This window comes from Bacillus sp. V2I10, from assembly GCF_030817055.1.
GTDB lineage: Bacteria > Bacillota > Bacilli > Bacillales > Bacillaceae > Bacillus_P.
Window position 1 is genome coordinate 3,985,760 of sequence record NZ_JAUSYV010000001.1, and the last position, 12,538, is coordinate 3,998,297.

Genomic DNA, 12,538 nt, shown 5'->3' on the forward strand with positions numbered 1-12,538 from the left:
GGGAGGACATTGTACTAGACAAATGCACGTTTTTGTCGAAAATGGTCGTTTTCATTAGAATTTATTCGAAAAATGGTCCTTTTCATTACATTTTTGTCGAAATAAAAGAAGCAGCTTGACGCTGCTTCTGGAAAAACATCTATTTATTGATTATCAATCAGATAATCTGAAAGAAGTTCTGATAGTTCAGGGCCCTTTTTGATCCAATCTGTCTGTTTAAACTCTTTAAATCCGTCACCGCCTGATGCAAGATAGTTGCTTGTTGCAGCAGTATAAGTACGGTTATCCTGAATCAATTCTCCCTGAGCGGTCTTTAAATCACTGATTCTTTCACCTGGGGGCGCATTTCTATTGATGGAATAAGTGATTCCTTCTGTCTGAAGCAAATTCTCTGCCTTTAAAACCCACTGCTGTTCCAGGATGCTCTTTAATTCTTTTCCTGTCATCGAAACCTTTACTGCGTAATGGTGAAAAGGAAGAGCGGCTATTAACTGCTGCTTCGTAATAGCTCCTTCTTTTAAGCTTTCACGTATTCCGCCATGGTGCACCATGGATATCTCTGTGTTCATTTCCTCGTTCAGAGCGCTTGCTATAAAGCCTGCTAATGGTGATTCACCTTGATCATTCTTTTTTCTTGATAAATTTTGAGGCAGTCTTCCAACGGATGTGCTGTATTCTTCTCCAAGCCTATCCTGATATTTCTTAATTAAATCAAGGGCTGATTGATCAGGCTTGACGGATTTGTGTTCAGTTAAAACGATCTCAGCCTCTTTTTGAACAATTTCCTTCTTTTTTCGGTCAATCGTTAATTTCACGTCTGAGAGAGCTTTTCCGTAGGAGTAGCTTTGAACAATCAGCTTGTTATCTACTACCGTATTTGCATGCTGATGACTGTGCGCTCCGAAGATCACATCGACTTCATCACTTATGTTTGGCGCCATCTCTGTTAGATCTTCACTTGCGTTCTCCCCGTTTTCATCTGACTTTGCTGCAACATGCGCCAGTACAGCGATAGCTTTGACTCCTTCTTTGTTCAGTTGTTCAACTGTCTGATTAATGGCTGTTGCTTCATCAATGATTTCAATTTGATCCTGATTCTCCGGCAGCAAAAATTGATTGGTCTCTGTTGTAACAACACCTATAAATCCAATTTTGACACCATCAATTTCTTTTATGGAATATGCGGGAAACATCGGTTTTCCTGTTGCTTTATTGATGACATTTGCTGAAATATAATCCGAATGAGTGCCTTTGAAGAAACCTGTTTTTGGATGGAATCCGCCGCCTACTAGCCGCACGAGTTCGTTTGCTCCCTGGTCGAATTCATGATTTCCGGGAGTACCGACATCAACACGCAGCTGATTTAAAAATTGAACGGTCGGTTCATCTTGAAAAATAGAAGAAATAGGGGGACTTCCGCCTGTCATATCACCTGCATGAACAAGCATCGTGTGTTCGTGCTCCTGTCTCAGCCTGTTTATATGAGCAGAAAGATACTCTGCCCCGCCGACTTTTTTGCCTGAAAGCACGGAATGCGTATTCAGCTGTCCGTGCAAATCATTCATTCCAAGCAAATGAATCTCTGAAAGCTGATTTTCATCTGTACCAGCTCGTCCCTGGCTCCCGCCATAGACAGAAGCAAGAAAAAGGATAAAAACGAATAAAAAGAACATGAATGCTATTTTCACAGTATGTTTCAAATCGGCTTCCCTCCTTTTGATGCTTCTAACGTAGCACGCCAGAATGAAGCGCATCTAAAGTGCAGGTAAAGGATTGTTAAGTTTTGTTAAGAAACTAAAAAAATCCCTTAACAGTGGATCCTGATCATCTTTCTCTTTTCACCGGACATAAAATCCTTTAAAATAGGATATTGAGCTTGCAATTCAGAACATTACCACAATCTAACATCCCATCTAATCGCAAAAAGCAAGTATACTATAGTAGTTCCAATGTTTTAAAGAAATGAGGGTAATTCATGCGTTCAGATAATCATATACAAAAGAAAAAGAGCCGCAAAAAGAAAGTATTGGTCTTTTTCTCTATCCTGACTCTTCTGTTTGCAGGACTTGGCTGGTTCGCCTACGATCAATTTGTATCAGGCATGAATAAAACAGCAGCAGAAGCAAACATAAAAAAAACTGAATATACATTTAATGGCCAAAAAGATGAAAATGGAAACACCAATGTTCTGGTGCTTGGCAGTGATTCAAGAGGAGAAAAGCATGCCCGCACAGATACCATCATGATTGCTCAGTATAATGAAAACACAAATAAGCCAAAGCTGCTTTCCATTATGCGTGATTCCTACGTGGAAATTCCGGGACACGGTCAGAACAAAATAAATGCCGCATTCGCTATAGGCGGTCCCGACCTGCTTCGCGAAACAATTAAGCATAACTTTGATATCGATATCCAGCACTATGCAATCATTGATTTCAAAGGGTTTGAAAGCATGATTGACACCGCATTTCCAGAAGGCGTAGAAATAAATGTCGAGAATCAAATGTCAGAAAAAATTGGTGTAACGATCGAACCTGGTCTACAGAATCTTGATGGCGAGCATCTATTGGGGTACGTGCGCTACCGCGGCGGAGCCGACAGTGATTTCGGCAGAGTAAGACGCCAGCAGGAAGTCATGAATCTTTTAATGAAAGATATGCTCACTATAGAGGGTATAACTAAATTGCCTAAACTTGCAGGAGTTATAACACCTTATATCAATACAAATGTGGATACGTCTACAGGTATTTTCATTGCAAAAGACATTATCACGAATAAATCCGATTTGGAAACCATGCGCATCCCGGTTGACGGCAGCTTTGAAAATGCCAGATACAACGGAGCCGGATCTGTTTTAGATTTAAATATTGAGGAAAATAGAGAAGCGATCAAAACATTTATGAATTCATAGAAAGAAGCTATTGCCGGCGGCAATAGCTTCTTTTTTAGCACAAAAGAGGTCCTCAAAAATGCTGATTGAATACCTCTATTTCTAATATGAGTGGTTTATTAGCGACCCCATTGCTGACGATTGTGGTCCTCATTTTCTGATTTATAGTTTTACGACTGCTAAAACCAGGATTTTGTTTGTTATAGGGTATCATTCTTACTCTTTGAGTACCCAAAACTGAGATTCGGGCCTGTTTTAGGGTACCATACGCGCTCTTTGAGTACCCAAAACCACGATTTTTCCTGTTTCAGGGTGCCATACACGCTCTATGAGTATCCAAAACCGGAATTTTGCTTGTTTCAAGGTACCATACGCGCTCTGAATACCGCGGTACCAACCCAATTAATGGCCATCATTTTATCGGAACTGCTTCGCTTTAGGGTACTGTTACTTCAGATAACTTGAAAATACTTGTTTAACCTTCGGAACGACGTAGTGACTGCCTCCGCGGTCTTTCACATCCTCAATCATCATCGTAATCAGAAGTTCAGGATTTTCCGTGTTAATCCCGACAAACCAGCCATTTTCCTTTCCGATTTCTTCCTTTGTCGTTTTCAGTTCAGCGGTTCCTGTTTTACCGGCAAGCTTAATATTCGGTAATTTCGGGTCATGAGCTGTTCCGGTTGGATCTTCAACGACTTTGATTAAATCAGACAAAATAATGGAGGTGTTCTCAGGGCTGACAATCGCTTCTTTCCAAATCACAGGCGCAGGCTGCTCTTTTTTCTCAAGATAAGGCTTCAACATGCTTCCATCGTTCAAAAAGACAGTATAGGCTGCGGCCAGATGCATAGGGCTCATCTGCACTTCCCCTTGTCCATAGCCTGAGTCTGCAAGAAGAATTTCTTCTGCTGCTAAATCTGAAGTTGAAATGGAGGAAGTCGTGATTGGAAATGGATAATCAATCTCTTCACTGAATCCAAATTCCTCCAAGCCCTTTTTAAAGGCTTCAGGCCCAATATCTAAAGCAGCTTGAGCAAAATAGATATTATCAGATGAGACAAGCGCACGTTCGAGATTAACAGATGAATATTTATCAGAAACTCTCGTAATTGTATATTTGCCCCATTCAGGTCCTTTTTGCCATGATGGGCCAGTAATTTTCTTAACAGCTTCAGGCTCAATGCCCCCGGTCTTTAAACCGACAGCTGCTGTTATTGGCTTAAATGTAGAACCTGGTGAAAAGGTTTTGTTGAATTTTGCACTAAGCGGTTTATGCGGGTTTTCAGCCAATGCTTGGTACGCTGCCCCTGACATGCCAAATACAAATTGATTCGGATTATAGGACGGACTGCTGACCATTGCAAGGGTTTCTCCTGTTTTAGGATGAAGAGCCACCGCTGTGCCAGAGTCCCCTTTCAGCTGATTATACAGCTGCTTTTGCAGACCAGAATCAATTGTCACCGTGATGTCTTCCCCATTTTCCGCAGGTGTTTCAGCAATTGTTTCATTTGAAGAATCAATAAAAATTCTATAGCCCGATTTTCCTCTCAGGCGTTCCTCATACACATATTCAAGCCCGGCTTTTCCGATTTGCGAGGTGCTTGTATACCCTTTATCCTTTAAGTCCTCAAGCTGCTCCGCTGAAATGCCGCCGACATATCCGGATAGGTGGGCAGAACTCTCTCCCTGCGGATAATATCTGCTGTCAACATCCGCTTTTTGAAAGCCCGGAAGAGAGGTTACTTTTTTAAGCAGCTCTTTATTCGCTGGATCGACTTTCATGATCGGCACAGAGACATCCGGCTTTACCCAGTTGGCTGAAAGCTTTGCTTCTATATCTTCAACAGAAAGATTCAGCAGTTTCGCAGCTTCCGCCTTTACTTTTTCAGGATTGTCGCCAAGCTGACCGGGAACCACTTGAATTTCAGGAATTTTCGCCTGAATGGCAATTCCTTTTCCGTATTTATCAAAGATGCTTCCCCGCAGGGGCTTGATTTCAGAAACGCGGACAGCATCTCCTTCTTTCAGCTGCGGAAAAATCATCGATGGATTCCACGCTAAAAACCAATTTTCTTCTTTATCCGTTTCTTCCTGGACAAAAACAGCATCCTGTTCAAATTCCACGGGACCAGCAAGTGTTTCCATCTTTAAAGCATATGGCAGAGAAGCTTTTTTCTCATCTCCCCTGTCTGCTTCCTCTTCCGGTTTGTCATATGTAACTTTCAAACTGATGACTTCTATGGATTGATAGATTTTTTTGTATCGGTCTGTAAACTCTTTTTCTGTCATTTTGCTTTTTGCGTCTGCTGATAAGAAATCGTACATTTCGCTAAATTTTTGCTCATTCCAGAGGCTAACATATTCCTGAAATCTCTCTTCAGGCGTCGGCCCTTTAGAACAGGCGCCTAAAATGATGACCAGCAAGACAATTGCGGCTAATATATAATTCTTTTTCACAATATCTGATCTCTCCCATTTGTTGATAGTTTAAGTATAGCACAGACAAGGGATTATTTTCCTGATTGATGGTTCTTACTCCTCAGGCCTATAAAAAAGCAGGCGCGTAACACACGCCCGCTTCTTTTATTTATCCAATAATGACACGTTCTTTCGGATAATGATAATTTGGTTTTGCTTCTTTTGAACCGATAATGTAGATAAAGGTTACAATTCCAATTCTGCCGATGAACATGAGGATCATAATGATGCATTTTCCTATGATGCTCAAATCAGGTGTAATTCCCATTGAAAGCCCCGTGGTTCCGAATGCCGAGCATACTTCAAACAAGATTTCGATGAAGGTAAACCTTTCCGTAATGGATAGGATGAACACGGATGTGAAACAAAGAACGAAAGCCATCAAAGTAACAACCAGTGACTTTTTCACATCATCCTCGTGCAGCTCTCTTTTGAAGATTTTAATCGTCTTATTCCCTTTTGCAAAGTGATAAAGCGCCAGTAAATTCAGTGCGAATGTTGTGGTCCGGATTCCGCCCCCGACTGAGCTCGGAGAGGCACCGATAAACATCAAAATACATAAAATCAGGAGCGTTGCCTCTGAAAACAGGCTGACATCCATAGTTGCCAGCCCGCCGCTTCTCGTTGCGGTTGACTGAAACAGCGAGTAAAAAAAGGTTTCATGCCATGATTTGTCCTGAAAGAAAAATTGAAACTCGAGCAAGGCAATCATTATTGTGCCGCCAATAACCAGCAAACTGTATGTAACCGTCGTAAGTTTAGTAAAAAGCGTAAAACGGTATTTTCCCTTTTTGCTGAATAAAAAGGTTTTCACCTCTATTAAAACAGGGAAGCCGATTGCGCCTAATGTAATCAAAAGAATAATGACAAATTGAATGAAGTAATCATCAGCATATGGAATCATCGAAGCACCCGTAATGTCAAAGCCGCCATTGGTAGTTGCACTTATAGAATTAAAAAAGCCGTGCAGGAAAGCCTCCTGCCATGTAGGATAGTATTTCAGGAAATAAATGCCGAGGATCATGCCGCCGCTGAACTCGATAATCAGGATCAAAAGCAAAATTTGCTTCATCAAATTTACAATTCCCGAAAGTGCATATTGATTTTGATCCGCCATGATCAATCTTCTCTCTCTGAGGCCAATTCGTTTCCCGACTATCAGCCAGATAAAAGTACCGAGCGTCATGACTCCAATTCCGCCGAACTGAAGAACAAACATGAGGATAAAAATACCTGGTACGGTTAAAGTATCTGATATATTAACTACACTTAATCCAGTTACGCTTACTGCGCTTACAGCTGTAAAAAGGCCGTCCATAAATTCCCATTCCACCCCTTCTTGATGGGCGACAGGAAGGCTCAGCAAGGCAACCGAAACGCTGACTGCGATAATGTAATAGGCTGCTATCAGCTGAAACGGAGTTAATTTTTGCAAGAATAATTTAAATCGTTTCATTGGTTTTGTCCATTCCTTAAATAGTGGGGTTAACTGCATGTTCTCTATCATAATGAAAAGCAGGGCATCTGAAAAGGGGTATTCGGAAATTTTATGCAGAAAGATTTTGTTTCCGGCCTATGTTCATTTTCAACACGAACCGAATAAATCATACCTGACAGAATTTCAGGGAACAAAAGAGCAGGCGCCTTGGTCAGATCGACAGGCAGACAAGAATCCGACAGAAAAGTCCGGGTTTGCTTTTATGGCGGATTCGTTCTGACCGAGGATTTAGGTATCTAAAATCTGACTATATAATTTTCTTAAAAACGAAAAAAGCAGATGAGATCATAGTCCCATCTGCTTTTCCCTGTTTATTTGGCTTCTAAACGGCGAATTCTCTCATCTAAGTCAGGATGTGTTGAAAATAGAGCGAGACCGCGTTTACCGCTGATTTTCAGCGTCGCAACGGAGGATTGTTCGTTGTTGATCCGCTGTGTGTATCCTTTAAGAGCACGAAGAGCATGAACCATTTTGTCCTTGCCGGCAAGATCCGCTCCGCCATTATCTGCATGGAATTCACGATGGCGGGAATAGGCAAAGACCACAAGACTGCCAAGAATCGAGAACAGCAGCTGGAAAATAAGAATCGCAATGAAGTGAACAATTGGAGCCATATCTTCTCTGACAAATCTCGATGCTACCCATGCTGCAATTCTTGCAAGGAACACAACAAATGTATTTACAACACCTTGAAGCAATGTCATTGTCACCATATCACCATTTGAAATATGCGCAACCTCATGGGCAAGCACGCCTTCAACCGCTGCATCATCCATTTCCTCAAGGAGTCCTGTAGATACGGCTACAAGTGAATTGTTTTTTGAAGGACCTGTTGCAAAGGCATTCACCTCGCGCGATTGATAGATCCCCACTTCCGGCATCTTCGTTATACCGGCAGCTCTTGATAATCTATGAACACGGTCTACGAGATTTCTTTCATAAACTGACAGTGATTGTTCAGGTTTTAAAACCTTGACCCCCATCATCATTTTTGCCATCCATTTAGACATCAGGAGTGAAATAAATGACCCGGTAAAACCTACGACTGCACTGAAAACAAGCAAGCTTATGAGATCGATTTCACCTGATGCATTCACATATGATCCAACGCCTAAAAGCGTGAGGACAACGCCAATTGTAATAAGCACAAGAATATTTGTTAAAATAAAAAGGAAAATCCGTTTAGCCATCTTGCACCTCCATCATTTTGGGTTCAAGTGAACTTGTATTATAATCGTATTATAATTAAAATACATAAGAGAAAGCAAATAAAAACACTTTGGTAAACTCAGGAAAAGCGAACCTTTTCAAGGTGAACTAAATGATCAGAAAAGAGATGTGCGATGAATACAATTCAGTTAAAGCGATCTGACATGACCAGACTGCTGCTTGCTTTAAAAGGTGAAAGCGGACACACTCCGCTTGAACTGCTTAACCAGTTAGGCATCCGAAAAAACAGTCCAGAAGACGCATTGCCTGACTTTATAAAAAATCAGAAACCCTTCCCAAGAGGCCTATCAACAAATGAAATTGTAGCACTTGCAAAGCTGTGTGAATTGACGTCGCTGAAGTCAACATCCATTCAGAACTGGATTAAGCGGGATATAAAAGAGTTGATCGGCGCACCTGAGCTTGGCAAAAAGTATTCAATTGAACAGGCTGCCATATTGCTGATTGTAAGAGATTTAAAATCGGTTTTTGATTTTGATACAATCAGGCGGCTCTTAATGAGCTTATTTAATACGATATCAGACCGAAGCGATGACTTAATCTCTCCTTTGACTTATTATGCCGCATATGGGGAGATCCTCGAAAGAATGGAGTCCATTACAGTTTTCTCCTTATCTGAGCACGAAATGGAGGAGGAAATCTTAAAAAAGATCGAGGCATCCAGGGATCTTTTTAAAGATCTTTCGAATGAATTATGGATACAGGTAAAAAGTATATTAACGGTTACCGTTCTGTCTGTGATTGCCTCTTATCTTCAGAGAAGAACAGAGCTGTTTTTTCATCAGCATCTGGAACAGAAATAAGATTATCTCTTTATATATATCTGCAAATCATCATTCGGCTTCCCTGTTAAATGGTCGCGGATAAGGCTTGCGAGCATGTGGCTGTAGATTGTGCCATTTCCGCCGTATCCCAGAAAAAACAGGCAGTGCGGCAGCTCAGGATATTCTTTAATCATCGGAAGCCCGTCATGAGTACTTCCAAACACAGCTCCCCAGAAGTATTCTGCCTCAAGCTTCAGTTCAGGAAAGAGCTTTTTCACTTCCATCAGGAGCTGATCTCTTTTATGGATCAGCTTCGAATCTATTTTCCCTGCATCTATTGTTCCTTCATCCAGCCCTCCTGCTATAATTCGGTTATCGGCAGTCGTTCTTATGTATAAATAAGGTCTTGCTGTTTCCCATATAAGCGTTTGACCGTGCCAGATTTCTTCCTCTTTAAGCCTGTTAGTGGCGATTGCATACGTACTGGACAAAACAGCATTCTGTTCGCGTCTGATTTCCTGATTGCGGTACCCGGCTGCCATGATCACCTTCTTGGTTTTAATGCTTGCTCCGTCTGCTGTATACATGATGGCATGGCTTTGCTCAATTTTCCTCCCGGTGACCTCTGTCTTTTCAAAAACACGCACGCCCCGAGCTGCCGCAGCATCAATAAGAGAAAGTGCGAGTTTATAAGGGTTAACTTCTGCGTCACCTCCCGACAAAATCGCTGCCGGTTTGTTAAATCCATACATCCTTTTGATATCGGAAGCGGTCAGCCACTCTGCCTGAAAGGAATGCTTCTTCAGCATGTCATATTCCTTTCTCAATGCTTCTACGTCTGCCTCCTCAGATGCATAATAGAGACTCTCTCTTATTTTAAAGTCAGGATTGATTGATAAGGACGGAACCAGCTTTTCTAATCCTTTCAGTGCCTGTTCACAAAGCCGGTAATGTCTGACAGCTTTCTCCCGGCCAAAGGAGTTTGCGCAGGCTGTAAGCATTTTATCATTCGAATATTGCAGCAGTCCGGTATTTATACTGGAACTTCCGCTGCCGGCACGATCCATTTCAACTAATACAACATTCAGATCTGTTTCGCTCAGAAAATAAGCACAGTTGGCGCCTGACTCGCCGCCTCCGATGATTAATACGTCACAGCAAATATCCATATCCAAGGCTGGGAACGGTTTGTGAGTAACTGTTTCAGGCCAAAAAAATGTTCCGCTTCTGATATCCATTACTTCACCGCCTCTTACAAAGTATGAAGGTAGTTTTTGTTATTCCAAATCCATTCATTCAGGCAATTCACGCAGACATACGGTGACAATTGCCAGTATATTATTTCTGCATGAATCAACACTATAAGAACAGCCATATCAGGCTGATCATTTAACAAAGGAGTTGAAAATAATGGCACGCAGCAGCAACAAATTACTTGTTCCAGGAATTGAACAGGCACTGGATCAAATCAAATATGAAATTGCACAGGAATTTGGAGTTTCGCTTGGATCTGACACAGCAGCACGATCAAACGGATCTGTAGGCGGAGAAATTACAAAGCGCTTAGTCGCTCAAGCACAAGCAGGACTTGGCGGACAATCCTCTAAAACTGAATAACATGGCAAAAACCGCCGGGTGCATCCACCCCGGCGGTTCTCTTGTTACCAGTTATGTAAAAACTAAAAAGCGCCAAACCGTTCAAGGTCATCCTCTTATTTTGGCACTATAAGAATTAATCACGATCAAATCTTGACCCCTCGTCGTTATCTTCATCGTCATCATCTCTGTCTCTATTATATTGATCATTGTCCCTGTGTATTCTGTCATCATCATCTTCGTCATTGTCATCGTCATCGTTTCTGTCTCCCTCACGCTGCCATTTGCCCTTTTCCTCTTCACGCCGTTTTTTCTCAGCTTCTTTATTGGTATTTTTTATCGATACCTTATCTTTTGGCGGAAGAGGGGTAATTTTTTTTTTCTCCGGAATGGTCTCTTTCAGCTCTTCCTCTTTTATTTCAGGCTTTTCTTTTTTCGCCGGTATTTCAGGAGGCGCTTGTTTTTCTTTATCTTCCGCAGGAGGCATTACAGCTGGAGGAGTTTTCTTGCTTTTTTCTTCATTAGCATGACTGGGTGTCTCTTGCTTTCCTTCTTCTTTCTCGCCCTTATTTTCGTTTAAAGGAGCAGTTTCTGCAGGCTTAGGGTTTAATTGCATATACTTGCCGGTTGAAATGCCTTGATCTGCTGCTTTATTTCTTGTCTCAACATCAGATTCAACTGCACTGACTTTTACATTTTCGTTTTTATATGAATCCTTTAAATGGTCAACATCAGCGCGCATTTTCTTTTTGACGGATTCATGTTTGTCATCTGTGGTCACGGTCGTTATGAATATTTCTTTTTCTCCCTTTAAATAGCCTAAATCTTTGCTTTTGTCGACAATCTTGGAAAAGACGTCTGAGATCTTGCGGTTTTTCCAGTCTTTTATATCACCAAGCATTTTTTTCCCATCTTCATTCATCGGCTCTATCTGCACGACCTGAAGCTTCTCATTCAATCTAAGCTCAAAGCTTGGATTGATATCAATTGTCATGTAAGCATACACTTTGTCATCTTTAAAAACGGGCAGCACTGTAAAAAAAAGAAGAATAAGAGCCATACCTGCCAATAACCCGTTTCTAATTCCGCGCAAATTAAAGATGCTTAACGGCTTTGCCCTTTCGCTTGTATCTGAAAGTTGAAAAAAAGTTATTTCCTCACCCAGCTCGTATGAACGTTTTTGTTTATTTGCTTTCAAAAATTGTCCATCGAGGGTAAGTAATGTGACGTAATCATCATTTCGATCAACGACGATCCCTTTTTTCATGATTGAAGCACCCCTCTTATATAGTCTTTCAGATAAATGTAATCCCCAGATAAAATAATTGTCATTGCAATAATATATTTTCTATTTCTCTCTATTGTTTTGCGACTGACAGATACAAGCGTCTCAAGCTGTTTGACCGGCAGCTGTTTTTTTGTGAACAGGATGCGCTTGAGTTCATCATGTTCAATAAGTATTTGCGCCACCTTAATTGCATTTTGTCTTGCGTCCATATGCTTTGGAGATTGCTCCATCAGTTCTGAAAAGGACAGGCCAAATTCCTGCAGGACAGTCTGAAAGTAAACAATCTCTTCTCTGCGCTGTTCTTGTTCAATCAGTTTCTGATGCTCTTCAATCGACAGATCCGCCTCGATCTTGCTTTGAGAGGCCTCGCCTTCTTCATGCTCCTGAAGGTCAATGTTCACTGTCTGGGCATTCCTTGCTTCTTTCCGGATATAATCGATCACTTTTCTCTTTATAATCAATTCGGCGAATGCAAGAAGCGAGCTCCCTTTTTCAGTTGAATACTTTTCAATGGCTTCATTAAAAGCAATAAGACCAATACTGAACTCATCGTCTCTCTCATCAATGTACCTTTTACAAACCGAAGAAACGGTTTTTGCCACGAATGGTTTATATTGGTCAATTAGCGTGTTCTGCATTTGCTGATCCCCATCTTGTATCTGCAAGACGGTATCTTCTAAAGTTGGTTTCTTTTTGCCAAGTTTAAACAGTAGGCTAAGCACCGGTTCTCACCTCAGTTTCTCCCATATTACTTCGTATAATCATAGCTAATTTGCATGGAGAGCGCAAAG

Annotated in this window: 11 protein-coding genes; 4 read left to right on the forward strand and 7 right to left on the reverse strand. The window is 41.4% G+C overall.

Annotated elements, in window-relative coordinates; translation table 11 throughout:
- Positions 1 to 143 precede the first annotated feature (143 nt).
- Complete coding sequence (locus QFZ72_RS20215; protein WP_307436959.1) at positions 144 to 1,700, reverse strand: bifunctional metallophosphatase/5'-nucleotidase; 1,557 nt, start codon at positions 1,698 to 1,700, stop codon at positions 144 to 146.
- A 275-nt stretch (positions 1,701 to 1,975) separates the two neighbouring features.
- Here QFZ72_RS20215 and QFZ72_RS20220 point away from each other — a divergent pair, with 275 nt between their 5' ends.
- On the forward strand, positions 1,976 to 2,911 hold the full coding sequence (locus tag QFZ72_RS20220) for an LCP family protein (protein WP_307436963.1): 936 nt from the start codon (positions 1,976 to 1,978) through the stop codon (positions 2,909 to 2,911).
- 426 nt (positions 2,912 to 3,337) lie between these two features.
- Here QFZ72_RS20220 and QFZ72_RS20225 read toward each other — a convergent pair whose 3' ends face one another.
- Positions 3,338 to 5,350 carry a penicillin-binding transpeptidase domain-containing protein gene (locus tag QFZ72_RS20225; protein ID WP_307436966.1) on the reverse strand — a complete coding sequence of 671 codons (2,013 nt, stop codon included), beginning with the start codon at positions 5,348 to 5,350 and terminating at the stop codon, positions 3,338 to 3,340.
- A gap of 130 nt (positions 5,351 to 5,480) precedes the next feature.
- Positions 5,481 to 6,827 carry a TrkH family potassium uptake protein gene (locus tag QFZ72_RS20230; RefSeq protein WP_307436970.1) on the reverse strand — a complete coding sequence of 449 codons (1,347 nt, stop codon included), beginning with the start codon at positions 6,825 to 6,827 and terminating at the stop codon, positions 5,481 to 5,483.
- Between the two features lie 37 nt (positions 6,828 to 6,864).
- On the opposite strand from QFZ72_RS20230, the gene QFZ72_RS20235 reads away from it, so the two are divergent.
- Complete coding sequence (locus tag QFZ72_RS20235) at positions 6,865 to 7,089, forward strand: hypothetical protein (protein WP_307436972.1); 225 nt, start codon at positions 6,865 to 6,867, stop codon at positions 7,087 to 7,089.
- Positions 7,090 to 7,180: 91 nt separating this feature from the next.
- Here the strand turns inward: QFZ72_RS20235 and htpX are convergent, their stop codons facing one another.
- Positions 7,181 to 8,059: a protease HtpX gene (gene htpX / locus QFZ72_RS20240; protein WP_307436975.1), complete on the reverse strand. Its 879-nt coding sequence runs from the start codon at positions 8,057 to 8,059 to the stop codon at positions 7,181 to 7,183.
- A 153-nt stretch (positions 8,060 to 8,212) separates the two neighbouring features.
- Between htpX and QFZ72_RS20245 the strand changes: the two genes are divergently transcribed.
- On the forward strand, positions 8,213 to 8,902 hold the full coding sequence (locus tag QFZ72_RS20245) for a DUF1836 domain-containing protein (protein WP_307436976.1): 690 nt from the start codon (positions 8,213 to 8,215) through the stop codon (positions 8,900 to 8,902).
- 2 nt (positions 8,903 to 8,904) lie between these two features.
- Here the strand turns inward: QFZ72_RS20245 and QFZ72_RS20250 are convergent, their stop codons facing one another.
- Positions 8,905 to 10,101, reverse strand: a complete 1,197-nt coding sequence (locus QFZ72_RS20250) for an NAD(P)/FAD-dependent oxidoreductase (RefSeq protein ID WP_307436979.1) — start codon at positions 10,099 to 10,101, stop codon at positions 8,905 to 8,907.
- A gap of 172 nt (positions 10,102 to 10,273) precedes the next feature.
- Between QFZ72_RS20250 and QFZ72_RS20255 the strand changes: the two genes are divergently transcribed.
- The gene (locus QFZ72_RS20255; protein ID WP_252204743.1) at positions 10,274 to 10,480 is read left to right on the forward strand and encodes an alpha/beta-type small acid-soluble spore protein; all 207 of its coding nucleotides are present in this window, start codon (positions 10,274 to 10,276) and stop codon (positions 10,478 to 10,480) included.
- Positions 10,481 to 10,595: 115 nt separating this feature from the next.
- On the opposite strand, the gene QFZ72_RS20260 is transcribed toward QFZ72_RS20255, so the two are convergent.
- Together QFZ72_RS20260 and sigI are read right to left on the reverse strand one after the other, a co-directional pair.
- Positions 10,596 to 11,726 (reverse strand): anti-sigma factor domain-containing protein, encoded by a 1,131-nt coding sequence (locus QFZ72_RS20260; RefSeq protein ID WP_307436985.1) that lies wholly within the window; start codon positions 11,724 to 11,726, stop codon positions 10,596 to 10,598.
- Complete coding sequence (gene sigI / locus QFZ72_RS20265; protein ID WP_307436988.1) at positions 11,723 to 12,469, reverse strand: RNA polymerase sigma factor SigI; 747 nt, start codon at positions 12,467 to 12,469, stop codon at positions 11,723 to 11,725. Before sigI ends, QFZ72_RS20260 begins: the two co-directional genes overlap by 4 nt.
- Between the last annotated feature and the right edge of the window lie 69 nt (positions 12,470 to 12,538).

Coding starts and splice junctions, on each gene's coding strand:
- htpX (WP_307436975.1), bottom strand. CDS start 8,059: ATGGCTAAACGGATTTTCCTTTTTATTTTAACAAATATTCTTGTGCTT.
- QFZ72_RS20220 (WP_307436963.1), top strand. CDS start 1,976: ATGCGTTCAGATAATCATATACAAAAGAAAAAGAGCCGCAAAAAGAAA.
- QFZ72_RS20260 (WP_307436985.1), bottom strand. CDS start 11,726: ATGAAAAAAGGGATCGTCGTTGATCGAAATGATGATTACGTCACATTA.
- QFZ72_RS20250 (WP_307436979.1), bottom strand. CDS start 10,101: ATGGATATCAGAAGCGGAACATTTTTTTGGCCTGAAACAGTTACTCAC.
- QFZ72_RS20255 (WP_252204743.1), top strand. CDS start 10,274: ATGGCACGCAGCAGCAACAAATTACTTGTTCCAGGAATTGAACAGGCA.
- QFZ72_RS20245 (WP_307436976.1), top strand. CDS start 8,213: ATGAATACAATTCAGTTAAAGCGATCTGACATGACCAGACTGCTGCTT.
- QFZ72_RS20230 (WP_307436970.1), bottom strand. CDS start 6,827: ATGAAACGATTTAAATTATTCTTGCAAAAATTAACTCCGTTTCAGCTG.
- QFZ72_RS20235 (WP_307436972.1), top strand. CDS start 6,865: ATGTTCTCTATCATAATGAAAAGCAGGGCATCTGAAAAGGGGTATTCG.